This is a genomic window from Nocardia sp. N2S4-5 (genome assembly GCF_044628355.1).
GTDB classification, from domain to species: Bacteria; Actinomycetota; Actinomycetes; order Mycobacteriales; family Mycobacteriaceae; genus Nocardia; species Nocardia wallacei_B.
Genome location: NZ_JBIUPM010000001.1, coordinates 1,715,649 through 1,741,142 on the forward strand (window position 1 = coordinate 1,715,649; position 25,494 = coordinate 1,741,142).

Below are 25,494 nucleotides of genomic sequence, written 5' to 3' on the forward strand. Positions count from 1 at the left end.
TCCTCAGTCGTCGAGTAGGAAGTTCGTCAAGGGCGCGCCGTCCTGTAGGTGACATTCGTACGCCACGATCCACAGCAACCCCTTGCGAATGATCTTGATCATGGAGTGGGCCGCCGACCAGTTCTCCGGCCGATACGTGCAGATCCTCACCCAGCCGGGCCGGTCGGTCTGCCAGATGTGCATGTGGTGGCTGGTGCCGAACGACTCGAGCGATTGCAGCCCGGTCCAGTCGCGCAGCGGCGACGGATAGGTGATGTAGGTGCTCGGGCATTCGTCGGGATAGCCGGGCGGGATCGCGATCCGGATGTCGTACCGGCGGGCGGTGTTACTGAACCACGTGCCACGCACGTAGGTCCGGCCGGACGGGTCGTAGAACTGGAAGTTCGGGAAATGTCGCCGCAGCGCGGCCCTTTCGTGGCCCAGCCGATGCTGTTGGTATGGGGCCCAAGCCATCTCATGCTCCTCGACGCGGTTGGTGGCGTTACGGCAACCTGGCCAGACGGCTCAGGCTCCACTGGAGTGGCCCATCGAGCCCGGAGACGCCCCGGTCGGGAGGCAAGCGCTCCACCTGGGAGGCCACCACCACCTCGCAACCGAAAGCGACCGCGGCCGTGCCGTCCCAGCCGACCAGCAGCAACGCCTGGGCGTGATGGCGAGGTCGATGGATGAGCACGGCGAGCCGATCCGCGTCGATGATGTCCAGCTGCACCTCGTATTGCCCCGCCAGTCGCTGCAATACCGGTTCGAGATACCGGGTCACGAAGTCGGTCAGGTCGGGGATCGGCCGCAGATGCGCGGACTGCACCCACGCGCCTTCGGGCGCCGGAGGCTGCGGCGCGGGACCGGGCGGTTCGATCGCCCGGGCACTCGTCTCTTCGGCACGCGAATCCCTTTCGGGCTCCAGGGTTTTGCCGGGCTCGTCGAGACCGCGCTGGTCGTCGGCGACCTCCTGGTAGAACTCCGGGCCGGTACGACCGGTTGCGGCGCCGCCGAACAGCCGGCGTATCCCCCGTGCCGAGGCGCCGGTGCCCGCCGAACCGGCCAATCGGTAGCAGCCGTTGGGCAACCGGACAGGCGGGCGCAGCGCGCCGGACAACGCCGAATCGTGCTGGTGCTCGGTGAGTTCCCGCCGCAGCGGGCTCATCCCCGGCAGCACCTCGATGGTGGATTCGGCGCGGGACAGATTCCGAGCGTCCAGATAAAAAAAGGGCGTCAGCTGCACGACGGCGGCATCCTCGCCCGCCCGCGACGGTCGCTCACCCACGAAATTCGCGAGTATCTCGGTGTATTGCGGGCGGTCGTATTTCTGGGCATACCGCCGTGTGCGTTCGCGATCACCGTTGCTCGGTTCCAGCAGCCCGATCCAGTGGTGCGAGTGCCACATACCGATGCATTGCACGCCGTACCGCTTCCACGCCAGTTCCTCGAGTTCCCGGGTGATGCCGGGATCGAGTTCCAGGGCCGTCGGCGTCTTCCGGAACCGCCCCGCGGGGCGGGTGGCGAGAAAGACGGTCGGCCCGCCGCCGTGACTGAACAGGCCGAACAGATTGCCACCTGTCTCCAGATCGACATGGCCGCGGGTTTCGTCGGCGATCAGCGCCAGTTCGGATTCGTAAACCCGCACCGGATAGTGCTCGTTCATCCGATCGCCTCCACGATCTCGGCCAGTGTGTGTTCGGGAGACCAGGTGGCGCCGTCCAGCAGGATGTGTTCGCGTTCGGTGCCGGAAATGTAGAAGATTTCCGGCGGCGTCGCCGGAAAGTCGGCGTCGAGCAGGAACGACAACGACAACGCCGGACCGAAGACGACCAATGCCACACCGTCCGGGCCGACTTCGACGGTTTCGATGTCGGCGTAGCCGAGCTCGAGCAACATGGAGGCTTCCTGTTGGATCCGGCAGCCGAATACCGAATCCTCGTCGTTGATCCGGTCGATCAGCGAGAGCGCGGACTCCGACCGCGCCGAATTCGCGGCGGCGCTACCGGCGGCCCGACCGTTCGCGATCGCCCGCAGGTTCGGGGACGCGGCACCACGCAGCGACCAATAGGTTTCCACGCAGGTCGCCACGAACCATGTGACGACAGTGGCGATGACTTCTTCGGGGGGATAGTCGATTTCGCCGAGGTTCACGTATCGCCACGTCGGCAATGCGCCATCGCCCGGCGCCGTCACACCACCGCCCGAACCGAACGAGGCGATCCGCAGCGAGAACCCGGTCCTGCCGTCCGTCAAGGGGAACAACGACCCGAGATGAGCGAACGCGTCCACCCGACCGGCACTTTCCTCGAAATAGAGCAGAATCGACGGGTGTCCCGGGAATTCCAGCACGGCAATTTCCGAAGCCTCGACCGACCCGTCGATGATCCGGGTGATACCGAGGTCGCTCACGAACCCGCCGGTGTGCAATTGCGCGAAATCCGCAAACTCGCCGATGTCGTGCAGCGCCCGGTGGATCAACGGCCGGACGGTCGCGGCAGCACCCCGCACCGGCGACACGAGCACGGCTGGGCGGATATCGTCGGCCGCTGTCACGTCGTGCAGGCGACCGATCGTTCCGAGAGGGTAACTCGCCGTGCGAGTCCGGTACTTCGTGAGCAGCAGCTCTCGCCGATGTCGTTGCTCCGAGTACGCCAGCTGGGCGGCGTTGCGCCGTTCCTCGGCCAGCTCACTCAGCCGCCCCCGCTCGCGCGCCTCGCGAATTACCCCGCGTTGCCGCAGCTGCTCGCCCAGCAGATTCGGCAAAGCCCCCAGCACCGTCTTCAAGGCGGGACCAGCGATCAACGCCCAGAACCATTCCACCGAACCACCCTCCCCCTATGATCCGGCCGGTCGGCCGCCGCCACAGTGATGCGGAAAGAGTATGGGTGGCTGATATCGGGCAACAGGGTCCAAAGGCCCGATGGCGAGCGGCCGTGCCCCCGGGGGCGCTAGGGATCAGCGGGGCTTGGCGAAGCCCAGGTCGATGACCGCGTCGCGTTCGGTGCGCAGTTCGGTGATGCTGAGATCTGTTCGCTCGCGGGCGTATTCGGTGCGGGGCAGGTCGGGGACGACGGTGTAGGCGCCGTCGGCGCAGGTGACGGGGAAAGAGCTGATCAGGCCTTCGGGGACGCCGTAGGAGCCGTCGGAGGGCACCGCCATCGACACCCAGTCGCCGGTGGGGGTGCCCAGCACCCAGTCGTGGATGTGGTCGATGGCGGCGCTGGCCGCGCTCGCCGCCGAGGACGCGCCGCGGGCCTTGATGATCGCGGTGCCGCGCTGCTGCACGGTCGGGACGAAAACGTCACGGACCCATTCGGTGTCGTCGACGACCTCGAGGGCGGGGCGGCCAGCGACGGTGGTGTGTTCGAGGTCGGGGTACTGCGTGGCCGAATGGTTGCCCCAGATCGTCACCCGGTGGATGTCGGCGGCCGGGGCGCCCGTCCGCGCGGCCAGCTGGGCGATGGCCCGGTTGTGGTCGAGCCGAGTCAGCGCGGTGAAGCGGTCGGCGGGCACGTCGGGCGCGTTGCTCATCGCGATGTAGGCGTTGGTGTTGGCCGGATTGCCGACCACCAGCACCTTGACGTCGTCGGCCGCGCCGGCGTTGATGGCCGCGCCCTGATCGGTGAAGATCGGGCCGTTGGCGGCGAGCAGATCCCCGCGCTCCATGCCAGCCGTGCGCGGGCGCGCCCCGACCAGCAACGCGATATTCGCGCCGTCGAAGCCGATCCACGGATCGTCACTGATGTCCACCGAGCGCAGCAGCGGGAACGCGCCGTCCTCCAGCTCCATCGCCACGCCCTCGAGGGCGCCGACCGCGGCGGGCACCTCGAGTAGCCGCAGCCGCACCGGCGTCTGCGGGCCGAGCATCGCCCCGGACGCGATCCGGAACAGCAACCCGTAAGCGATCTGACCGGCGCCGCCGGTCACGGTGACGGTCACGGGCGGACGGACGGCATAGCTCACGACAACTCCTCGCGCACGAAGGCTCCTCTGTCTCGATGGTCTCGGCCCCAACCCTAACGAGACTCACCACGCCCGAACCCGTGCCGTGAGCAAGTAGACAGTCACCCTCACTCCAGCGCGGCGATCTCACTGTCGCTGAGCACCACCGGCTGCACGATGTCCTTGGCGCGGACCAGCTGCACGGCGCGGTACAGCGGCCGCTCCCCCAGCGCGGCGTCGCGGGCCTCGGCCCGCAGCTGGCCCACCAGCAGGTCCGAGACCGCCAGCGCCGCAGCCAGTTTGCTCGCGGCCAGGGCGTCGGCGAGGGTACGCAGGCCCAGAATGTGCAGCTCGCGCCCGCTACCGCCGTCGGCGTACATGGCCAGCGGGACGACCTGCCGCGCACGATCGGCGGTAATGCGCAGGACGATGCGGCTCAGCCGCCCCGGGTAGACCAGAATCTCCACCCCACCGGCGGCGGCGATATCGAGCCGCCGCCGTCCGAACAGCGTCTGCGCCTCGATCACGGTGCCCGCCAGCCACATTCGCCGACGCTGCACCGACACGGCGTAGAGCGCGGTGGGCGCGCCGAGCATCACCCCGGCCAGCACCGCGACCGGCCAGCTCACCAGCAGCGCCAGCAGCAACGCGACGACCACGCCGACGACGGTCGCGATCACCGTCAGCCGCCGCAGCATCGGCGCGTACAGCTCCGGTGCGATCAGATCCAGGCCGACCGCCTGCGGCCGTTCGGGTTTCGAGTCTTCGGTCACGGGTTCACATTCGTCCGATACGGGCTGGCCGTATCCCGTGACGGTACTACCGATCGACGGCCAGGGCGGCCGTGACGGCCGTGACCGCGTCGTCGAGCGGAACCTGTTGCTGATCGCCGGTGGCCAGATCCTTCAGGCCGATCTCCCCCTCGGCCAGATCTCGATCACCCAGCACCAGAGCGTATTTCGCACCCGACCGGTCGGCGGCCTTCATCGCTCCCTTGACCCCGCGCCCGCCGTAGGCCAGATCCACCCGGATGCCCGCGGCCCGCAACCGGCCGGCCAGCTCGACCAGGCGGCTCTTGGCGGCCTCCCCCAGCGGCACCCCGAACACGTCGACCTGAGCCGGGTCGGCCGCAGCCTTGCCCTCGGCGGCCAGCGCGAGGATGGCCCGGTCCACGCCGAGACCGAACCCGATGCCGGACAGCGGCTGCCCGCCCAGCTCCGCCATCAGCCCGTCGTAGCGACCGCCGCCACCGATGCCGGACTGCGCGCCGAGCCCGTCGTGCACGAACTCGAACGTCGTCTTGGTGTAGTAGTCCAGGCCGCGCACCATCCGCGGGTTCACCACGTACGGCACACCGAGCGCGTCCAGATGCCCGAGCACCTGCTCGAAGTGGGCCTTCGCCGACTCGGACAGGTGATCGATCATCAGCGGCGCGGCGGCGGTCAGTTCTCGTACCTCGGGCCGCTTGTCGTCGAGCACCCGCAGCGGATTGATCTCCGCCCGCCGCCGGGTCTCCTCGTCCAGCGGCAGCCCGAACAGGAACTGCTGCAACAGTTCCCGGTACTGCGGGCGGCAGGTGTCGTCCCCGAGCGAGGTGATCTCGAGCCGGAACCCGTCCAGCCCCAGCGACCGGAAACCGGCGTCGGCGACGGCGATCACCTCGGCGTCCAGCGCCGGATCGTCCACGCCGATGGCCTCCACGCCGACCTGCTGCAACTGCCGGTACCGCCCGGCCTGCACATTCTCGTACCGGAAGAACGGGCCCGCGTAACACAGCTTCACCGGCAGCGCGCCGCGATCGAGCCCGTGCTCGATCACCGCGCGGATCACCGAGGCCGTGCCCTCGGGCCGCAGCGTCATACTGCGGTTCTTGCGGTCCGGGAAGGTCCACATCTCCTTGCTGACCACGTCGGTCGACTCGCCGACACCCCGGACGAACAGCCCGGTCTCCTCGAAGATCGGCAGCTCCACATGCCCGTACCCGGCCAGCCGCGCGGCGCGCACCAGCGCGTCCCGCACGGCGACGAACTGCGCCGACGCCGGCGGCAGGTAATCCGGGAAACCCTTCGGGGCGGTGAAGCTGCTGGTCTTGGTCACGATCGCCCAGTCTCCCTCACCGCCCGGCGGATAGTCCAACCGACCCGTTGCGGCCGACACGCCTCTCAGGTACTGATGGCACACTCTTAGGCCGTAAGCAGACCGCAACGGGAGGAACTGGGTAGTGCCGAGCAACGAACAGCGGCGACAGGCGGCCAAGCGCAAGCTGGAGCGACGACTGGCCCGGCAGGCCGAGCGGGCCCGCAAGCGTAAACGGCTCGCGATCGCCGGATCCGCGCTCGGCGTGGTCGTGGTGGTCGCGGCCGGGGTCGGGATCTACTACCTGACCCGCGGTGACGACAACCCGGCCGCCGCGGCCGATCCGGACACCTCGCAGTCGGAGACCCCGCAGGCCCCGCCGCCGCCCGAGCCCCAGGCCAAGCCGGCGACGGTGAGCTGCGCCTACCGCGACAGCGGCCAGCCCGCGGCGAAACCGGCGCAGAAGCCCAAGGAGGCCGACGTCTCCTCGACCGAGCAGCACACCGTCGCCGTGCAGACCAGTCAGGGCCCGATCGGCATCGCCCTGAACGCGGGCGAATCGCCGTGCACGGTCAACAGTTTCGTGAGTCTGGTCAACCAGGGTTACTACAACGGCACGCCGTGCCACCGGCTCAGTACGAAGGGCCTGAAGATGTTGCAGTGCGGCGACCCGACCGGCGAGGGCAAGGGCGGGCCGGGGTACGTCTTCGACAACGAGTACCCCACCGACCAGTTCGACCAGCAGGAGCTGGCCGTCAATCCCTCACCCGTGCAATACAAGCGGGGTGTGATCGCGATGGCCAACGGCGGGCCGGGCACCAACGGCAGCCAGTTCTTCCTGGTCTACGGCGACAGCCAGCTGGCGCCGCAGTACACCATCTTCGGCACCATCGACGAGGCCGGACTACAGACCCTCGACAAGATCGCCGCGGCCGGTGACGACGGCTCGCTGGACCCGCGGCCGGGCGGCGGCAAGCCGAACCTGCCGGTCACCTTCGATGCGGTGAAGGTCGCCTGACCCGCGCGAATTGCTCAGGGCCGCCGCGACTTCGGGCCCGGCATCGACCGATGCCGGGCCCGTCGCGCGGCCGCCGGGACGCGCGTTAGGTGAGGGCACCCTCATATCGAAGAACGTCCGGCGCTTCGGCCACCCCGCCGGAATTGTGCGATATATGCTTTCGGTACACGATCCTGGTAAGGCTGCCCTGCGTTTCGCTGGTAACCTCGAAGAACGGAGTACGGAGCGGTGTAGTACCCGTCCTACCGGGCGGTATGTACCGAGACGTAGTTCCGATGTCCGCGTTTGCAGGCGGGACAGCACCGCGCGAACCACCGTTCGGCTGGCGTTGTCCACGACGAAGCACCACAATCATCCATAGTGATCACTGCAGCATCGGGGAGCAGGCATGGCCGAGGAACTCGACGACATCGGTCGCGAAACAGCGGCTTTGATGAGGCAAATGTTGCAGCTTGCGACCCTGGTCGCGCTGCGCACCCGGGAACGTGGCCAACGGGAAGCCGAGGCCCGCGTGAAAGTGACCCAGGAGCGGGTCAAGGAGGCTCGCGAGCGCATGCTCCGGGACGCCCGCGAGGCCAAGTCGAAGGACCCGCGCAACTTGGAATTGGTGCGAATGCTGGAGCGGCCCCGGCTGGAACGGGGTGTGTCCCTGGAGAAGGACCGCGTCTCCGAACGCCTGAGCACCAACCGCAGCTCCGGGCAGGCCGCGCGCAGCAAGGTGCGGGAGCTGGAACGGTACGACTCGATCGAGCGCAGGCAGGCGCTGGCCGCCCACCTGCAGCGTGCCGGCGTCGCACCGGAGCTGGCGGCGGTCCGCATGCTCATGGAGGTCAGCCAGGCCCACCCGCCCCAGGCGGCGGTCCGCGCCCGGCCGGGTGAGTCCCCGGCGGTCACCCGCGCGCGGCAAATCGAAGAACGCGGCCGCGTCCGCGTCCGCGAGTGAGCGGCTCGCTCAGGAGCGAAAGTCTTCCGCCGCCGGATCGATGGTCGGGTCGCCGAACATGCCGTGCTGCGGTGACTTGAGGGGCAGCGGGTTGAGCATCTCCTTGTGACCGTGGCGCACACTGCAGAACTTGAACGGCCCACGCGGATCCAGCAATTTGTTCATGTGCGGATCCGCGTGATCGAGGAACCACACGCTCATCCCGGTGGTCTCGTCCTGGCGCAGATGCTCCCAGGCCCGCCACAGCGCCTGCAGCCGGACCACGGCCTCCGCATGCTTCCACCACTCCGGGCACCACACGGTGTCCGTGAGGTCGGTGACCTGGCGGCGATAGATCAGACTCAGGTAATTCTCGACGAATTCCACGACGTCGGCGTAGATCAGGTCGTGTTGCTGGTCGCTCACAGCGGGCGAACCTCCTCGGGCTGTCCGTAGGTCTCGGGCGGCGTCGGCGGCGCGTCGTAGTTGCTGCGCTCCTCCACCAGATCGGTGAAGGTGGTCTGCTGCCGCTGCGGATCGTGCCGCTCGATCGAGCGCCGCACCTCGTCAGAATAGTCGCCGTCCCACCACGGAACCGTGCGGACCAGCGTCGCCGGCGCACCCGAGGAGAAGACCACCGCGCGGCCGCGCGGCAGCGTCACCAACGCGTTCACATTGAGGGTGCGCGAGGACCCCAGCGACTTCGAATAGCTCTTGCCGCCTTTGGATTCCGAGACCGACGCCGAGATCGAGTCGTAGTCGCCGATCGCCTCCGAGCGGGCGGTCAGGAAGCCGATGTCGTCGATTCCGCTGCCCAGCACCTTGATATTCGCGGCGGCCCACAGCGCCTCCATACCGGACGGGCCCCAGCACCGGACGCCCTGCGCCCACGACTGCAGCACCGTCATCACGACGATGCCCCGGGAACCGAAGTGACTGTACTGCTTGGGCAGATCCTTCCAGCGCACGATATTCGCGGCCTCGTCGAGCACGGCCAGCAGCGGGATCGGCAGGCGGCCGCCCCGCGACCGCGACGCCTTGTCCATCGCCCGCTCGATCACCGCTTCGGTCAGCGCGCTCACCAGCGGACCGGCCGAACCGCGGCCTTCCAGAGACAGGCAATAGAGGGTCCAGTTGCCGTCCAGGAACTCCAATTCGTCCAATTCGTACCGGGAGTCGCCCGCGCCCCGGGTGACCCAGGGCAGCACATTCGACAGTTTCAGGCAGCGGACCATCTTCTTCGCGGTACCGAAGATGCTGCTCTTGGTGCGCGGGTCGGCGTTGTACTGCTGCGCCAGGCCCGAAGCCGTGAAATTCAGGCCGTAGGCCTCGACGCCGTACTGGCTCGCCGCGGTGCGCAGAATCTCCACCGGCTCACCGTTGTTCGGATCGGTGACCCATTCCCAGACGTCGATGATCGACCGCCGCGACACCGAGGCCGCCAGGAACAGGCCCGCGAGCAGATCCTCGGCCTCGGGATCGAAGTAGTTGTCCGGCCCCTGGTCCGATCCGTCGTCGCCGTCGGCGAAGTGGCCGGCCAGGCGGGAGGCGCGCATCTCACAGCCGGGGTGCGGCGCGTTCACCCACCGCAACGGATCCCAGTACCAGGTCGGCGGCTCCCCCGCCACACCCTGCGGGTCGAAGACGAAGGTGCGAGATCCCTTGGCCTCCCGCACATCTCGCGTCGCGTCCACCACGTCGCGCTTGTTCGAGGTGGCCAGCACCGGGCCGATCGCGTCGAGGATGGCCGGAATCACGCGCGAGGTGGTCTTGCCCTGGCGCGGGCCCCAGATGTCCAGGTGCAGGTCCTCGTAGGAGCCGTAGAGCGGGACGCCGTCGGCGACGGCGACGCCGATCGGCACGCCCGGGGCGTCGTCGTAGCCCAGGCGCACGCCGAGTTGCTCGGCCTTCTCCCGCGCACCGGCGGCGGTGAGCGCCGAGATGGCGCCGCCGTTGCCCATGTACTGGGCCTTGGCGTCGACCGGGAGGGCGCCCTTGCTCTTGTTCTTCTTCAGCCGCCGGCGCACCACCACCGCGGCCACCACGGCGAGGACCACGAGCAGCAGGATCACCGTGGAGGCGCGCGGCCACTCGTACTTGCCGCGCGCCAGGCCCGCCACGATCGCGATCGGGTTGATCGGGATGTCCTGCTTGGTCACCGACATGTGGTTGCCGAGATGCAGTGCGAGCCACACGATTCCGACCACCGCGAAACCGATGTAGATCATGTACAGCGATACGTCCGGGCCCGGATCGGCCGGGTCCCGTACCTTCTTCGCCATCTCCGCCTCCTGGGGTGAGACCGTATTCGTGGGTGACGCTCAGCGGAATCCGTCGAGCCGCCAGCCGTCGGGGGTGCGCGCGACCGTGGCGATCACCGTCGCCGGCGGCAAGGGCTCCCGCCGGCCGTCCGGATAGACGACGGTCTGTTCGATTCCGATCTTGTACTGCTCGTGGTCGGGATCGCCGGTGGTGGGGGCCTTCTCGCCCGACGCGAAGGTGAACGCCTCGACCGTGGCGCCCGCCCGGCCCCAATCCACCCAGCGCAGTGTCGGTTTCGGGGTCTCGGCGCCGGGCGGCGTGTCCAGCGTGCGGATCAGGCTGGGGCCGAGCCATTTTCGCGCCCGCGCGAGCGAGGCGCCCTGGTCCTCGGCGGCCGGGCGCCAGGTGTAGATCTCCCGCAGGGCGGCCACCGCCACGCCGTCGGGGGTGGTGGGATCCGGCGCGGGGACCGCCTCGAGCTGCCGGACCGTGGACGTGGGTGAGCGCACGGCCGCCTCCGACCCGTCCCCGCCGCATCCCGCGGTCAGCATCGCGACGCCTGCCACCAGCATCACCACCAAGTTCGCGTATTTCACCGTGTTCTTCCAGGTTATCCGGCGGGACCGGTGGTTCGGCAACAGCGGAGCGGATCCGGTCCCGGCGTGTCCGTTTCGCCTGTGTGCGGTCCTCACAGCATCCTCCGCAGCCGGCTGTCGCCGGGGACCGGCACCTCGCGCACGCCGGAAGGGTTCGCGGCCTGGATCATCGTGCTGTTGCCGGTGTAGACGCCGACCTCCGCCGGGCCGCGCGGACCGAACCGCGAGAACACCAGATCGCCCGGTTGTGCCTTGCTCCCAGGCACTTCCGTGCCCATCTCCCATTGCTGTTCCGCGGTGCGCGGCAGCGACACCTGTCCGGAGGAGGCCGCGAAGACGGCGGCGGCGGTCAGCCCGGGACCGTCCAGACCGCCGCCGGTGGGACCGGCCGGACCGCCGCCACCCCACACGTACGGCGTGCCGAGCCACTGTTCGGCGGCCTCGACGACATCCGTGCCGCTGCCCCGGCCCCCGGGCTGATACCGGCCCATCGCGCCCGGCGCCCGGTACTGCGCCTCCATGGCGAGGATATTGGCCACGTACGGCTGGGTTTCGGAGAAGTGCGCGGCGTATTGGTTGGGCATGCCGCCGGAGGCCAGCACCGCGCCCTCTCCGGCGTTGTAGGCGGCCAGGCTGAGCGGGACGACATCGCCCCGCACCTTGCCCTCCCCGATCCAGCGCTCCACCTGATGCGCGATCGAGCACATGTAGCGGCCCTGGGCGATGATCGCGTCGCCGTCGTCCCACAGGCTGGCCGTGCCGTTGCCGTCGGCGTCGAGCAGATACGGCTGACCGTCGTCGGGGTCGGTCGCGCGGGCCGTGGTGGGCAGGAACTGTGCCAGGCCCTGCGCACCGGCCGGTGAGGTGAGGCCGCGCCGGAACCCCGATTCCTGGCGGCCCTGCGCGGCCAGGATCGACGGCGTGATCTCCGGGCACAGCGAACCCGCACGGCGATACCAGATTTCGAGTTCGGGCGGCACCTTGCCGTCGGCCAGGGCGCCACCGGCGGTGCCGAAACCGCGCAGGCACCGCGGATCCGACGAATACGGCCAGGCCCCACCGCCATTCGGAGTGGGCGCGCCGTCCAGCCAGGGCAGCGGGTCGATCTGGCGGCCGCCCGCGAAGCGGCCGCCCGGCACGATCTCGAAATGCAGGTGCGGGCCGGAGGATTCGCCCGCCGACCCCACCGCGCCGATCTCGTCACCGGCGCGCACGGTCTGGCCCACCCGCACCTTCACCCCGCTGTCCCACTCGTGCCCGTACACCGCCGAGAACGGGCGGCCGTTGACGTCGATGGAGTCGATGACGATCCAGTTGCCGAAGCCCGACGCCGGGCCCGCCGCCACCACCACGCCGTCGGCGACGGAGAAGATCGGGGTGCCGTCCGCGGCCGCGAGGTCGACGCCGAGGTGGGCGCCGCCACGGGCGCCGAAGGTGTCCGAGACGTAGAACGAGCCGCCGGGCAGCGGCCAGGTCCGCCGGATCGGGGCGTTCCCGGCGGCCAGGGAGGGCGCCCCGGTCGCGGTCGACTTCGTCATGGCCGCAGGCGCGTTCGTCACGCCCGGGGTCTGGGGGCGCGCCGCCGTGCCCGTCGCGGTGACCGAGGCGGAGGAAGCCAGCGCCCGGGGATCACCCGGCGGATATCCACCCAGCGGCGCCGTCGACGACGGGACGGTAGTGGTGTCGCACTCGTTCTCCGACGCCGGCACCAGCACCACGAGAATCAGCGTGACCAGTGCGATCACGCTGCCGAAGCCCGTCCAGATCAGGGTCTTCGCGCTCACCGCACCTCCGCGGCATCGCCTCCGCGCGACCGCACCGGCGCGGGCCCCTCAGCCGACCACACAGCACCCCTTCCCGTCTCCACTCCTCCGCACACCCCGCGGCGCGCGCCGGGAACGACCCGCCGCGCCGCCGAAACATTCTGTCGCACGGCGGCTTCCAGCGCCGCCGCACCCCTCGCACGTTCACGCCGCCCGGCCGGAGCCGAGGTGCGGAAACCAGCACGGGGTGCGGCGGGCGGCGCCGCGCGGCCGGTGGCACCGGTCATGTGCCGCGTTTGGCGTCGTTGAGGGTTTCGACCAGGGTGCGGTTCATCTCGGCGGCGGCGGCCAATTGCTGTTGCAGCAGAGCCACCTTGCGGCGCAGCGCGGAGGCGTCCATGCGCTCGAGACCCGGGCCCTCGGCCGCGCGGACCCAGTTGCGCACCGAGTTGGTGTGCACCCCGATCTGCTCGGCGACCACGCGGCAGGCCTCCGACTCGCTGCGTAGCTTTCCCGTCAGCGCGTTGACCTGCTCGACCGCGGCGCGGCGCACCTCCGGCGACACTCTTCGATAGGACCTGTGCGGCATCATCCGACGAACCTCCCGATGCTCGGCAGCCGACTGAGCGAATAGTGGTGCAGCACAGCCGATTCACGGCTCGGCTCACGCCGGAACCGGCTGGATTCCCCGAACTGCCGCAAGCCGTACGCACCCCGCCTCACGCGGCGCTCCCCTCGTCGCCGGAGCGCGAGGTGGACTCGGTGAACTCGCTGAAACGCTGGTTGGTCTCGTGGATCCCGCTCTCCCGCTCCGAGACGGTGAACTCCATCTGGAACGGGATGCCCGGGCGGCGATCCTCGCCGATCTTGAGCAGGAACTTGCCGGTGCCCGGCGCCGGCGGGCGGGCCTGCCCGGGTTTCAGCGCTTCGCCCGTCAGTGCCTGCGGCGCCGACCATCCCGTCACCATCTCCTCCTCGGCGGAGGTGAACGGTATCGTCGAGTCCAGGCGCTTGATCTCCTCGGGCGGCAGCGCGCCGAAGATCTTGGCACGCGCGCGCTCCAGGAAGCCCAGCGCCTTGGCGATGGCCGCCTCCGACCCGAGCGACTGCAGGTCCTTGATGGTGTGGCTGATCATGATCAGCGAGGTGGCCAGGCCGCGCTGCAGGCGGGTCAGCTCGTCGACGCGGTCGACCATGAAGTCGCCCAGGCCGAGGACCTGCCACAGCTCGTCCATCACGACCTGGAAGTAGCGCTGCGGGCCGAGCTTGGCGTCCGCGAGCACGTGCGCCGCCTCGACGGAGGCGAAGCCGTCGGCCCAGCACGACAGCATCACGGCGGCCTTGAGCTTCTTGTCCCCCTGCGGGATATGCGACACGTCGATGCAGACGGCCACCGCCGAGGTATCGATCGGCGTGGTGGTCTGGCCGTTGAACACCGCGCCGAACGGACCCTGGGTGAGCGCGCGCAGCGAGCGGCGCAGGCCCTTGGTCGCCTCGTGGTACTCCTCGCTGCTCTCGGCGCCGGCGTCGAGCATCAACTCCTGACCGCCCACGGTGATGACGTCGGCGAGGTTCTCCATGATGGGCGGGTTGTCCGGGGTGTAGCCGCTGCCCTCGCGGTACAGGATCCGTAGCGCGGTGGAGACCAGGGTCTCCTCGTAATCGCGCACCCGCGCGCCGCGGACCAGTTCGACCAGACCGGCGATCAGGGTGACCTGCCGGGCCCGGAGTTCCTGTGTCACTTGCAGTTGCAGCGCCGGGACGTCCGCGAGCCGGGGCACGATCGCGCCGAGCACTCCGGCGGCGAGCGGGTTCAGCGCGCCGTGGCCGTAACCGAGGTCGATGACCTGGCCGCCGACCATCTCCACCATCTTGCGATAGTCGGGTTTGACGTCGGCGAGGATCAGCGGGGTGATGCCCTGGGCGACACCGCCCAGCACGATCCGGCGCACCAGCGAGGACTTGCCGAAACCGTTGAGGCCCAGCACGAACAGGCTCGGCGCGGTGATGAAGCTGCCGCGCATGAACCAGTTCATCGGGTCGAAGCAGACCGGCGCGCCGGTGTGCAGGTGGGAGCCGAGCGGGGTGCCGATCAGCGGTGCGCCCGCGCCCACCGACCACGGCCACAGCCCGGCCACCTGTGCGGTGGTCGCGCGGTATTCGACCGGGCGGCCGACGACGCTCATCCGCCCGCCGCCGGGGCCCAGGTAGCCGCGATCGGTCAGCGGCTGGGCATCGCGCTCGAAACCGTCCTCGACGATCGCCTCGTACCGGGCCGCCGCATTGGCGCGGCGCAGATCGTCGGTGCGGATGCGGAAGGCCGCCCAGGCCGCGCGCAGGCCGCCGCGCTCGCGGGCGATGGCCTCGTACCTGGCCCTGGTGGCGTCGTCGAGCAGGGGCGGACCCTGCCGCTTCGGCTTGCCGTTCTTGGTTTTCCGCGACGATCCGCGCGCGGGACGCGGGTCGGAGCCCGTGGGCGCGGACCGGGGTCCGGCGAAGCGCGGCGGGACCGGGGCGCGCATGGGGTGCGGCGAGACCGGTTCGCGCAGTGGGCGATCCGAGCCGCGAGAGCGGTCGGTGCGTCCGGAGTCGCCGCGCTCGCCCGCGCGTGCCCGATGACGCAGGGTCGGCTCGTCGTGCCCGCGGCGTTGTGCCGGGCGCGGGCCACCGGTCTCACCGGGCAGCGGCTCGCGGCGGCCGCGCCGGTCGGCGGACGGCGCGCGGTGCGCGGAGTCGCCGCGCTGTCGCTCGTCCCGACGCGCGGACTCCTCGTCACGACGCGCAGAGCCCCCTACACGACGCGCAGATCCCTCCTCACGACGCAAAGAGCCCTCCTCACGACGCGCGGATCCATTGTCACGACGCGCAGAGCCCTCCTCACGGCGCGCAGATCCCTCGTCGCGGCGCGCGGATCCCTCGTCGCGGCGCGCGGATCCCTCGTCGCGGCGCGCAGAACCCTCGTCGCGGCGCGCAGAGCCGTTGTCGTGGCGCGCAGAACCCTCGTCGCGGCGCGCAGGGCCGGTGCCGGAACGGGTTTCGGCACCGGGTGCGCCGTTCGGGTTGTGTCGCGGGCCGCCGTTGCCCTGGGATAGGTCGGCCGGTATGTCCGTGAACGGCGGCGGGCCGACGTCCAGCGAGTATCCGGTTTCGTCGTTGTCCATAGCCGCACTCCCCGGTAATTCACCGGCACCCGAACGAAGTTCGCCACGCGGATGCGCGGTGGCGGATGTGCCACCCGCCGGAACCTCCTCGGGAGCCGCTACGAATCCACCTGTACCGTCGTGGTCCCCGGCGCGCCGCTCCGCGCGCACCGCCTCGGCGCCGGCCCCGTCCGCGCCGCGCGAATCCGCACGCCCCGAATCGTTTTCGCCGGACGCCATGTTCAGTCGCTGTGATTCTGCCCGCGCGGCCCCGGAACCGCCCGTACTTTGCGAGGAACCGTTCGCACGCACTCCGGACTCCCGCGACCCCACACCCGCCGAACCGGACTCCCCGCCCCGCCCGGCCGAGTCGGCAACGTGCCCGTCCGAAACAGGCGCATCCACAGCAGCCCGTGAGTCGTCGGCGGGCGCGGGTGGTGTGGCATCGGGGCGGTCGGTGCCGTTCGAATCCGGGCGCGTGGCAGCGGGTTCGGTCGGCGCGGCGACGCGATCGGCCGATCCGCGCGGGTCTCGGCCCGTGGGCACGGGTGCGCCGGACGGTTCGGTGTCCTGCCGTCCCCGGTTCAGCGCTGCCGTGGGCTCGCCCACGCGTGGGGAATCGGGGCCGTCCGATTGCGTACGGCCGGAACGGGATTCGCGGGTGCGGCCGCGCTGGGAGCCGCGGGCCTCCGCGCGCCGGGCCTCCTGGTCTTCCGCCGGGCGGTCCCGCTCGATCGCGGTCCGGAATTTTCCTCGGGCGGTGCGGGATTCGATCTCCTCCACGTCGGATCGCTCCACCTCGCGCGGGGCCGTGCGGGGCCGCCGGGAGGGGGCGTCGGTGTCGTCCCGCTGCCGCCGGGCCGCGCCGGACGCGCGGTCGCCCGATGCGCCCGGATCACGGACTTCCGCACGGGCGGTGCGGGATTCGGCCGTCTCGCGCCCGGCATGCCCGCGCCGGGCCTCGGCGTGCGGCCCGCCCGCACCCGGTTCCCCCGGGGCGCGCCTGCGGATGGGACGCAGCGGGACCTCGTCCCAGTCGGCAGGCCAGTCGGCCGAGTCGGGATCGCCGGGCGTGTACGCCTCGAGTTCCCACTCGCCGTCCCGGCCGCGGCGCGTGCCGCGGCGCACGGGTACCGGATTCTCCGGGTCCACCACTCGCTCGCGGTATCGGGGCGGCTCGCCGCGCGACCGGACCGGTGGCTCGTGCTCACCTGCCATGAACGCTCACTCCTCCGCCTCGCCGGCGCTCGGCTCCGTCGTGCGCGCGGCGCCCTGTGTACTCGGTTCGCTCGCCGCGCTCATCTCACCCCGCCAATGCTTTCGGAATGCTCGCGTGCTCCGGCAGGATGACACCGCAGCCGAGGGAGGCCGCGAAGGCCGCCGCCTGGTAGCGGTAACACCGCCGGATCTTGAGCCGCGCCTGCGTGGACAGGTCGCGGGTGATGGCTTCGATACGCGGCAGGTCGCCGCGCAGGGGCTCGGTGATGGTCACCAGCGCCCCGAAGCGGGTCACCCCGTGGCCCCGGGCCTGCTCCTCACGGGCCTGCTGGGTCGCGCCCACGCGCAGGGTCGCCGAGGCCGACACGACACCGCGCTCGCTCTGCTGAGCCACCAGGGCGTTCTTGTAGTCGTCGTCGACGATCTCCGCGGCGTCGGCCGCCGAGTGCGGACGGTACACGATCGCGATGCGCTTGCGCGGGACCTCCGGATTGGGCGCGAGCAGGCGTTGCAGCACCCGCTCGTCGACCGCGCCCTCGGGGGCGGTGTCCATCTCCCAGGTGACCGAGCGGCCGCCGTCGTGCAGGAAGTGGTCCCAGCGCTCCTCGTGCGAGATCGGACCCGCGTCGGCCCAATCCAGGCCGTGCCCGCCCGGCTCGCCGACCGACACCTCCAGATCGGCCTGCGAGGCCGGATCGTAGCTGCGCCGGATGAATCCGATCACCTCGTCGGCCGACATCGGCTGCGCCCGCACGCCCGCCTCGGCCAGCGCCGCGCAGATGCCCGGCAGCCGGCGGCCGATCTCGACCGCTTCCTCGGCCGGGTTCTTGCGGCGCTCGGCGGTGGTGGCCTTGAACGTGATCGCCACCCGTGGCAGCAATTGCACACGCTCCTGCGGCAATTCGGTCGCCAGCTCGAACATCACCTGCTGGGCCAGCTCCGGCGCCTCCGGGCGGGTGATGGTGGAAACCTCGGTGAGCAAACGGTTTCCGGTCTCCGGCACCGTGTCGATGACGGGCACGACGGCGATGATGTCCGAGGTCTGGCCCAGCGACGCCAGGAACGTGCCCCACGCCGCCACCCAGCGGTCGATCACCGGCTGGTCCACCGCCTCGTGGCCCTGCGGCCAGGCCCGCAGCACGACCGTGTACTGGGCGAACTGGGGCAGGTGGATCATGCCGAAGCTGTAGCCGCCCGCGTCGATGCCCTCGTACAGCTTCGACGGCGCCATCAGGCCGGGAAGCCGCGCCACGCCGCCGGGGACGCGGGAGAACCGGCCGCCGCGGTAGACGTGCTCGCCCCTGCCGCGACCGCGCAACCAATGGAACATCATCAATCCCGTCTCGTATCCGGAGCGGCCCCCCGACCGCCAGACCAGTGGAACCATCACGACCGCGCCGATGCCGGCCACGAAGAACGCCGGCTTCGGTCCCGCCACCAGCGCCGTGAGCAGCGCCGTGATGACGACCCCGAAACCGAGCACCGTCTCCCCCAGCGCAGTCCGAAAAGGCCTGCGCTGCGGGGCTTCTGCCACAAACCGTACGAGCGCCGCTCGTAGGATGTCTCGGTCGTCGTCATCGTGGGATGGTGCTCCTGCCGAGGTCGGGTGAGCGGTTGGCCCAGCGGTCACCGGCGACGTCGCCCATGGCGGCCTCGGCCCGGTTCAGCCCGCCGGTCGCGGCGCGGGCCGTCGAGATCCGGTTCATCACCCGCGAGGCGCCACCCGGCGGCGCGGCACCCGAGCCGCGCGGACCCGCCGCGGGCACAGCGCCTCCGCCGCCACCACCGCGACGCGGCGGCGCCGGGCGCGGACCACCGCCGCCACCGCCACCGCGCGGGCCGGTGCCGCCGGGCGGACGCCCGCCGCCCCGGCCGACATACCCGGGCGCGCCCGCCGAGGCGGTGCTGCGCACACCGACCGCCTTGGTGCCCACCGCGCCCAGGGCCGCCGCGCCCAGCAGCAGGCCGCCGGTCGCGCCCAGACCCGAACCGCCGGTGCCGATCATCGCCACGGTCGGGGCGACCAGGCGCATCAGCGCGGGCAGCACGAAGGCCACGCTGCACAGCAGCACGATCGCGACCAGCATGCGCTGCGCCTGCTCGGCGTCGGGCAGCCCGGCCGTCGAGGTCAGTTCGTCGGTGTTGCCCACGGCGATGAACGCGATCATGTAGACGATGGCGGCCACCGGTTTCCACAGCATGAACGCGATGATCCAGCTCAGCAGCTTCGGATAGGACTGCTTGCCCATCCCGGTGCCCGACGCCGCGGCCGCCAGCGGCAGCATGCCCGCGGCCACCACCAGCAGGCCCTGCCGCACGATGGCCAGCACGATCTGCGCGAGCGCGCCCAGCAGGCCGACCACCGCGATGATCAGCACCAGACCGGGCGAGAACGCTTGCAGCTTGGCGGTTTTCACCATGAACTCGGCGATGTTCTTCGCGTTGCCGTCGGTGGCGTCCTGAATCACCCAGGCGGCGAACCGGTCCGAGGCCTGCGTGCCGGCCACGATCACCGCGCCCAGCATCCAGGAACTGAACACCACCCGGGCGAACATTCTGAACGACTCACCCGCCTCGTTCAGCGCGGCGCCTCTGCGCGCCTCCGCCAATCTGGCGCCCGACAGGATCACCGACACTATGAGCAGCAGTATCTGAGCCTGATAGGTGTAGTCGTTGATCTTCTGGAACAGCTGACCGCCGTCGCTGATCCGCTCGTTGGGCACCTTCATCCAGAAGGTCAGCGCCAGGATCAGCGCCTGCCCGAGCCCGTTCATCAGCGAGTCGACCACCTTGCCGAAGGTGGAGTCCCACGCCTTGTCGCGCACGGCGCCGGCCGCGTCGCCCGGATGCGTCGCGGCGTTACCCGCCTTGCACGCCGCCGACGCGGCGTCGCCGAGAGATACCCCGGGCAGGCCGAGACCGTCGAGATCGTCGTGGATCTCGTTGCAGGTCTGGTCGAACCCGTAGGTCTGTCCGTACGCCACCGTCGGTGTCGCGATCATGACGGTGAACACGACCGCGAGGATCGTGACGAGTCGCCTCACCATGTGGTCCACCCCTCGATGCTTCGCAGTGAATCGATCCGGACCAGTTGTTGCCCGTCCACAGCCGTCAACTTCCAATCGCCGTCGCGCCAGACGACCGCAAGACGCATGCCCACCCATGTCGGTTGGCCATCGATGACTTCTCTTGCCTTTCTCGCGATTTCGACAACCGCGTGGTCGGGATCCCAACTATCGATGCGGAACGCGTCCGAGGCGTATAACAACGGCGTCAGCTTCTCGGGCAGGCGATCGGACACCTTGCCCGCGGCGACCAGCCGATCGTATTCGGCCAGGTACTCCGGTGACACCGCCACCAGCCGCAGCAGCAGCTCGCGGTCGGTCGGATTGGCGTTGGTACGCCAGTAGTGCTGTTCCGCGGCCAGCACCGCGCCCTGCGGCGTGCGGGCGTACCCCACCGCCGCCCGGCCCTCGACCCGGCTCGGGCCGTCGGAACCGGAGAACCGCACCACCGGGCCGCCGAAGATGCGCTGCCAGATCCCTTCGCCCTGCGCGGGATTCGGCGCGGCCGTCTGCCACTGCGGGTCGTCGGGCCGCCGCTGCGCGGCAGGATCCTGTGAAAGCGCCTGTCCCGCAGGGTCGTTCGGGAGATCGACGCGGCGGCCGAACATGTCGGCATCCGGTGCGCCGAAACCGGCCGGGGCCGGTGCGGCCACCGTGCTGGTGCTCACCACCGGGCTCGGGCCGCTCCCCGACGCCGCGGCCGAGCCGTCGCGCCGCATCGTCACCACGGTCGCCGCCACCGCGAGCGTGACGGTCAGCACCGCCGCGAAACCCAGTAGGCGCAGCGAGATTCCGCCGTTCGGACCGCTCACCATGTCGTCCACCCCGCGATCGAGTCGATGTACTCGGTCGGTGAGCCCTTGGACTCGGTCGGCTTGAGCCGCCAGTCCCCCGCGTCCCAGACCAGGACCAGCCGCACCGCGGCCCACAGCTGCTTGCCGTCGTTCACCGGGCCGCGCGCGGCCAGCCGCACGATGGCCATGTCGTCGGCGTAGTTCTCGACCCGGAACGCGTCCGGGGCGACCAGATATCGGGTGATCCGCTCCGGCTGCTGCTTCGGCAGTTTTCCACCGTCCAGCGCTTTGTCGTAGGCGGCCAGTTGTTGATCCGTCGCCCGCACCTGCGTGGTGTACAGGGCGCGGTCGGCGGGACGGGCATTGAGGCGGTAGGTGATCTGCGCCGCCGCCAAGGCCGCGCCCTGCGGGGTGTGCGAATAGCCGACGGCGAGGCCGTGCTCGTCGATCCGAGTGGGACCGTCGCTGGTGGAGAAGGGGACCGTGGCGCCGTAGACGCGCTGCCAGCCGCGCGGGTCGGTGGTGCCGGTGGGCGCCGCGGTCAGCCAATCGTCGTCGGTGGGACTCTTCTCCTGGGACGGATCCTGCGAAAGCGGTTGTCCCGCAGGGTTGTTCGGGATGTCGACCCGGCGGCCGAACAGGTCGACGGTGGGTGCGGCGAACCCGGTCGCCCCGGTGCCCGCGGCGGGCGACGGGACCGAGTCGGCGGGCTTGTCGCCGCCCGAATCGTCTCGCCCGACATACATGAACACGCCCACGACCACGATCAACGCGAGTACCGCGGCGGAGGCGATGACGCCGAAGGACATGCCGCGGTCCTCCCCGGAATAGGCCCGGGTGGAGGTCTTGTCGCTCATGGCTCCCCCTCGCCGCCGTGTGGGAGCCGCCCGCGCTCGCTGCGCTCTCTCATGTCGGGGCCTCCAGGGTGACGATGTCGGTGGGTACGCGGTCGATGTCGTCGACCGGACGCGTGTCGGCGTCCGGATCGGGCAGTCGTAACCTCCAGTCCGCTCCGAACCATTCGACGATGGTGTGGTTCACCGCGCGTGAGCCGTCGGAGTATTCGGTGTAGACATCCACGTTCGAGCTGTCCTGGGTGTAAGCGGTGATGCGGTAGCCGAGCACCCGCGGCGCGTACTGTGCCGCCGCGGGCCCGGTGATCGACAGCCGGACGCGGTTCACCGCCCACTCGTCGCGGGCGGGGCCGGGCACGACTTGCCGCGCGACCACCGTCGGCCACTGGCTGTCGGTGGCGACCGCCAGCCGCACGGAATGGGTGACGGCCGCGACGGCCGCGCCCGCCGGGGAGCGGTCGAAACCGGTTGCGGCGCCGTCACGATCGTCTCTGGGGCCCTGATCGGTCACCGGCAGGGCGACGCCCTGGTACGGCTGCCAGCGCACGCCGGTGGGCGGGCGCTGCGGATCCGGATGCGACGCGCCGGCGCCACTCCCGCCGCATCCGGCGGCCGCCAGCACGGCGGCGCCGAGCACGCCCGCGGCGGCTCGGCGGATGCGCACGGGGTGCGCGGGTGCGTCGATCTCGGCCGATGTCATGGGACCCCACCGTTCACGTCGGTAGTAGCGTCAGTGCGATCGCGCTCGCCGAACTCGCCACGACCGCGCCGATCAGGCTCATCACGATGCCGTGGGAGGCGTCGTTCACGGCCATGTCGTCGCGCATCGCCGACCACAGCCGCCCGGCCGAGATGATCATCCAGGCCAGGCAGAACAACAGCACGACCCACAGCAGCCAGTTGATCAGCTGCATGACGGGCTCGACCACGTCGGCCGGCATCTGTTTGTAGGCAAGCACGGTCGCGGCCGTCATCAGCTACCGATGACCGCGTTCATGATGGTTCCGGCGCTCGTCGCGATGATGCCGCCGATCATGGCGCCCGCCACCATCTTCGGCGACTCCAGGCCGCCACCCGTCCACTTCTCCCATGCGAATTTGCCTCCCGCGTAGGTGATTCCGAGGATCCCGGACAGCAGTACGAACCACGTGAAGTACCGCACCAATTTGAGCAATTTCTCCGAGGCCGGGGGCGCCTCGGGCGTCGGATTTCCGACCTGAGCGAGAACAACGCCGTACGTCTCGTGCACGGCCGCCAGGATGGTACTCATCGAGCGTCCTCTTCTTCTTCCAAGTGCGAACTGCTGGTTACTTTTTCGCGTATCAGATCGACGATGCTCGCGCCGAGCTCGTCGACGTCGTGCGGGACTTCCTGCAGCGGATCGAGCTTGCGCTTCTTCTGCTGCGGTGGTGGATCGGACGGCGACCACACCGGCAGCTGATCGGGCTCGACGAGCGTCCACTCCTCGTGCCACGGCACCTGCCACACCCGGCCGGCCAGGGAGCCGACCACATCGCGGTAGCGACGAATCTCCGCGGGCATCCGGCCCGGCCGCGCGGCCACGGTGATCAGGCCGAGCACCTCGCTCGGCCCGGCCAGCCCCGCGCGATGCTGGCGCAGCAGGTCGTGGGCGCGGGCCAGCCCGGCGATCGTCTCGCGGGCGACCAGCACGACGAAGGGCGATTCGCGTTCGAGCACGCCCGGCCAGCGCCGGTGGGAATCCGCCGCGGGGGCGAGCACGTGAGCGAGGGTGCTGGCGCCCGCGCCGCCGTGGACACCGAGCAACCACACCAGCGGGGCGCGCCCGGCGCCGGGCACGGGACGCTCCCACACGGGGGCGCGGCGGGACTCCGGCGGGGCGACGACGCCCGCCGCGCCGGCGGGGCTGTCCGCCCCGGTCGCGAGCGCGCCGGGTTCGGGGGTGTTGCGATGTTCCTTCATGGCCGCGGTCATGATGCCACCCCCGCCACGAGCGTGCGATAAGCCCTGCGTGTGTCCGTGCCGAGGACGTTGTGCCGCACCAGTTCCCCGCGCGCCAGCTGTGGGTCGTAGGGGATTTCGCGGATGTCGCGGACCCACCCGGTCAGATGTTCCCGCAAATGTTCGGCGATCGTAGATTCGTTGCCGGGCAGCTGATGCGACACCACGATCGTGGTGTCGCCGACGATGCCGCCGCCCTGCCCCTCGGCCGGACCGCCGAACTCGTCGTCGAGCCATTCCAGGGTGACGCGCAGCCGGTTGGCGGCGTCCACGCGAGCCGGAATGGCCAGCACCAGAGCGACATCCGCGTCCTCCAGCAGCGGGCGCAGCTGGCGGGCGGCGATCGGGCTGCCGCCGTCGTAGACCGGGGTGTATCCGGCGTCCGCGACCGCGCGGGCGACGGTCAGGTAGGTCGCGCGGCGGCGCAGCGGGGCGGAATCGCGCCACAGCAGCCCGATCCCGGAGCTGGCGTGGGACAGGCACTCCTTCAGCGGCGCGGGTTCGTCGTCGCCGCGTCCGTAGAGCCACTGCTGCAGGCTGATCGGGCTCAGGTGCTCGTCGGCGCCGCGCAGCGCCAGATCACTGCCGGCCGCCGTGGCGTCCACGGCGACGGTCGGCGCGCCCGCCGCGGCGAGTTCGCCGGCGATGCCGAGTGCGGTCGTGGTGGTTCCGGCGCCACCGCAGCCGCCCACCACGAGTATCGAACGCGGCGGCGTGATCTCGTCGCCGCCGCCGTCACGCCGTCCCTTGCCCAACCGCACCACCGGAGCCTTGGCACGCGGTTGACGGCTCGCCGGGTCGCCCGCCTCGGGCGCCTCGTCGAGCCACCGGCTCCAGTCCTGTCCCATCCGTCAGCTCTCCTCTTACCCGGCCGCGATGCTCGTGATCAGGGTGCGGCCGCCGATCACCGCGGTGGTGACCGTCTGTTTGTCGTAGGTCTTCGGCACGCGACCGGGCCGGCGCTCGGTGACCTCCACCGTGTACCTGTCCTCGGCGACGGTCAGCACGCGCACGCAGTGCAGGGTGCCGGCCGGGACCGAGTCGATGCCGCGCTGGATCACCGACGCCGGCGAGATCGCGGCGCCGGGGGCCACCACCTCGCGGGCGCGCTCGGCGGAGCGCTCGACATAGAACGAGTGCTGGAACCACATGATCGCGTCCGGACCGGAGGCGGTGCCGCCCGGTTCGGCGCCGCGGATCACCTGTTCGGCACGTTCGGTGGGGCAGAAACCGGCGGCCGCGCCGTCGGCGGTGACCGAGGTGAGGCGCACCGCGGGCGCGGCCGGACCGCTGGAATGTGTTGCGCCGCCGCGGAAATAGAGCAGGTACAGCGCACACGCACCGGCGATCACCAGCAACAGCACGGCTACCGTCAAGATGAGTGCGACCCGCCAGGGACTCGGCCGGGCGCGGAGGGTGGTCGGCCGGTACGGCGAGGCCGCCGCTCCCGGGCCGTCCCGGCCGATCCGGCCGAGCGGCTCGACCTCCTCCGGCACGCGGCGCGGCTCGTCGGCGGCCTCGTCGTCCCACGGGAACTGCACCACCGCGCCGGGGCGCTCCGGGTAGTCGTCGTCGGGGCCGGGGGCGTGATCGCCCACCCAGTCGGTCCAGCCGCCGGTGAATTCACTGGGGCTGGTGGCCGGTTCGTCGCCGAAGGCGATGGCGAACGGCTCCGGCTCGGTCTCACGGATGTAGTGCGGGTAGCGGGCCGGGCCGCCGCCCGCGCGCTCGTCGGTGAACGACGGCTGTGCCTGCACCGGCGGGCGGGCCGCCGCGGCGGGCGGGTCGAGCGCCGGGTACCAGCGCGCCAGGTCTTTGTACGACTTCAACATTCCCCCATCCCCGCGGAGCCAGGCACGTGCAGCATCGTCGGACCCTCTCGGCG

The 25,494-nt window shown here is 70.7% G+C and carries 23 protein-coding genes and 1 pseudogene; 2 read left to right on the plus strand and 22 right to left on the minus strand.

Translation table 11 applies throughout. The features are described 5' to 3' along the window. Positions 1-3: 3 nt before the first annotated feature. From ACFMRZ_RS07385 to hisS, 6 genes are all read right to left on the minus strand, one after another. On the minus strand, positions 4-453 hold the full coding sequence (locus ACFMRZ_RS07385; protein ID WP_400178450.1) for a hypothetical protein: 450 nt from the start codon (positions 451-453) through the stop codon (positions 4-6). 28 nt (positions 454-481) lie between these two features. Further along, the gene (locus ACFMRZ_RS07390; protein ID WP_400178451.1) at positions 482-1,642 is read right to left on the minus strand and encodes a hypothetical protein; all 1,161 of its coding nucleotides are present in this window, start codon (positions 1,640-1,642) and stop codon (positions 482-484) included. After that, positions 1,639-2,799 carry a ubiquitin-conjugating enzyme E2 variant gene (locus ACFMRZ_RS07395; RefSeq protein ID WP_400178452.1) on the minus strand — a complete coding sequence of 387 codons (1,161 nt, stop codon included), beginning with the start codon at positions 2,797-2,799 and terminating at the stop codon, positions 1,639-1,641. Before ACFMRZ_RS07395 ends, ACFMRZ_RS07390 begins: the two co-directional genes overlap by 4 nt. Before the next feature lie 135 nt (positions 2,800-2,934). Continuing rightward, complete coding sequence (locus tag ACFMRZ_RS07400) at positions 2,935-3,942, minus strand: malate dehydrogenase (RefSeq protein ID WP_400178453.1); 1,008 nt, start codon at positions 3,940-3,942, stop codon at positions 2,935-2,937. Positions 3,943-4,049: 107 nt separating this feature from the next. Next, on the minus strand, positions 4,050-4,694 hold the full coding sequence (locus tag ACFMRZ_RS07405) for a hypothetical protein (protein ID WP_400178454.1): 645 nt from the start codon (positions 4,692-4,694) through the stop codon (positions 4,050-4,052). Between the two features lie 46 nt (positions 4,695-4,740). Further along, positions 4,741-6,018 (minus strand): histidine--tRNA ligase, encoded by a 1,278-nt coding sequence (gene hisS, locus ACFMRZ_RS07410; protein ID WP_280274147.1) that lies wholly within the window; start codon positions 6,016-6,018, stop codon positions 4,741-4,743. 124 nt (positions 6,019-6,142) lie between these two features. On the opposite strand from hisS, the gene ACFMRZ_RS07415 reads away from it, so the two are divergent. Beyond that, positions 6,143-7,015 carry a peptidylprolyl isomerase gene (locus tag ACFMRZ_RS07415; protein WP_400178455.1) on the plus strand — a complete coding sequence of 291 codons (873 nt, stop codon included), beginning with the start codon at positions 6,143-6,145 and terminating at the stop codon, positions 7,013-7,015. Positions 7,016-7,457: 442 nt separating this feature from the next. Further along, positions 7,458-7,958, plus strand: a complete 501-nt coding sequence (locus ACFMRZ_RS07420) for a hypothetical protein (RefSeq protein ID WP_280274145.1) — start codon at positions 7,458-7,460, stop codon at positions 7,956-7,958. Positions 7,959-7,967: 9 nt separating this feature from the next. On the opposite strand, the gene ACFMRZ_RS07425 is transcribed toward ACFMRZ_RS07420, so the two are convergent. From ACFMRZ_RS07425 to ACFMRZ_RS07500, 16 genes and pseudogenes are all read right to left on the minus strand, one after another. Next, positions 7,968-8,363: a DUF4913 domain-containing protein gene (locus tag ACFMRZ_RS07425; RefSeq protein ID WP_280274144.1), complete on the minus strand. Its 396-nt coding sequence runs from the start codon at positions 8,361-8,363 to the stop codon at positions 7,968-7,970. Further along, on the minus strand, positions 8,360-10,219 hold the full coding sequence (locus ACFMRZ_RS07430; protein WP_400178456.1) for a type IV secretory system conjugative DNA transfer family protein: 1,860 nt from the start codon (positions 10,217-10,219) through the stop codon (positions 8,360-8,362). The genes ACFMRZ_RS07425 and ACFMRZ_RS07430 overlap by 4 nt, the downstream gene beginning before the upstream one ends. A gap of 39 nt (positions 10,220-10,258) precedes the next feature. After that, positions 10,259-10,795 (minus strand): hypothetical protein, encoded by a 537-nt coding sequence (locus ACFMRZ_RS07435; RefSeq protein ID WP_280365101.1) that lies wholly within the window; start codon positions 10,793-10,795, stop codon positions 10,259-10,261. Between the two features lie 92 nt (positions 10,796-10,887). Further along, complete coding sequence (locus ACFMRZ_RS07440) at positions 10,888-12,579, minus strand: peptidoglycan DD-metalloendopeptidase family protein (protein ID WP_400178457.1); 1,692 nt, start codon at positions 12,577-12,579, stop codon at positions 10,888-10,890. Positions 12,580-12,841: 262 nt separating this feature from the next. Beyond that, positions 12,842-13,150, minus strand: a complete 309-nt coding sequence (locus ACFMRZ_RS07445) for a transposase (protein WP_280277250.1) — start codon at positions 13,148-13,150, stop codon at positions 12,842-12,844. 127 nt (positions 13,151-13,277) lie between these two features. Further along, a complete protein-coding gene (locus ACFMRZ_RS07450; protein ID WP_400178458.1) occupies positions 13,278-16,916 on the minus strand; it encodes a hypothetical protein in 3,639 nt (1,212 codons plus the stop codon). Between the two features lie 85 nt (positions 16,917-17,001). After that, positions 17,002-18,494 (minus strand): annotated as a pseudogene (locus tag ACFMRZ_RS07455) (SCO6880 family protein). After that, positions 18,491-19,963 carry a hypothetical protein gene (locus ACFMRZ_RS07460; protein ID WP_400178459.1) on the minus strand — a complete coding sequence of 491 codons (1,473 nt, stop codon included), beginning with the start codon at positions 19,961-19,963 and terminating at the stop codon, positions 18,491-18,493. Before ACFMRZ_RS07460 ends, ACFMRZ_RS07455 begins: the two are co-directional and overlap by 4 nt. Then, entirely contained in the window at positions 19,957-20,796 is an 840-nt protein-coding gene (locus ACFMRZ_RS07465; RefSeq protein ID WP_400178460.1) for a hypothetical protein, read from the minus strand. The genes ACFMRZ_RS07460 and ACFMRZ_RS07465 overlap by 7 nt, the downstream gene beginning before the upstream one ends. After that, positions 20,790-21,632, minus strand: a complete 843-nt coding sequence (locus ACFMRZ_RS07470; protein ID WP_400178461.1) for a hypothetical protein — start codon at positions 21,630-21,632, stop codon at positions 20,790-20,792. Before ACFMRZ_RS07470 ends, ACFMRZ_RS07465 begins: the two co-directional genes overlap by 7 nt. A 49-nt stretch (positions 21,633-21,681) precedes the next feature. Next, a complete protein-coding gene (locus ACFMRZ_RS07475; protein ID WP_280277177.1) occupies positions 21,682-22,329 on the minus strand; it encodes a hypothetical protein in 648 nt (215 codons plus the stop codon). Between the two features lie 13 nt (positions 22,330-22,342). Further along, positions 22,343-22,603 (minus strand): hypothetical protein, encoded by a 261-nt coding sequence (locus ACFMRZ_RS07480; protein ID WP_195095976.1) that lies wholly within the window; start codon positions 22,601-22,603, stop codon positions 22,343-22,345. Then, complete coding sequence (locus ACFMRZ_RS07485; protein ID WP_024805544.1) at positions 22,603-22,899, minus strand: hypothetical protein; 297 nt, start codon at positions 22,897-22,899, stop codon at positions 22,603-22,605. The genes ACFMRZ_RS07480 and ACFMRZ_RS07485 overlap by 1 nt, the downstream gene beginning before the upstream one ends. Next, entirely contained in the window at positions 22,896-23,582 is a 687-nt protein-coding gene (locus ACFMRZ_RS07490) for a hypothetical protein (protein ID WP_280370917.1), read from the minus strand. The genes ACFMRZ_RS07485 and ACFMRZ_RS07490 overlap by 4 nt, the downstream gene beginning before the upstream one ends. Continuing rightward, a complete protein-coding gene (locus ACFMRZ_RS07495) occupies positions 23,579-24,457 on the minus strand; it encodes a hypothetical protein (protein WP_280272504.1) in 879 nt (292 codons plus the stop codon). Before ACFMRZ_RS07495 ends, ACFMRZ_RS07490 begins: the two co-directional genes overlap by 4 nt. A 15-nt stretch (positions 24,458-24,472) precedes the next feature. Then, the gene (locus ACFMRZ_RS07500; RefSeq protein ID WP_400178462.1) at positions 24,473-25,441 is read right to left on the minus strand and encodes a hypothetical protein; all 969 of its coding nucleotides are present in this window, start codon (positions 25,439-25,441) and stop codon (positions 24,473-24,475) included. Between the last annotated feature and the right edge of the window lie 53 nt (positions 25,442-25,494).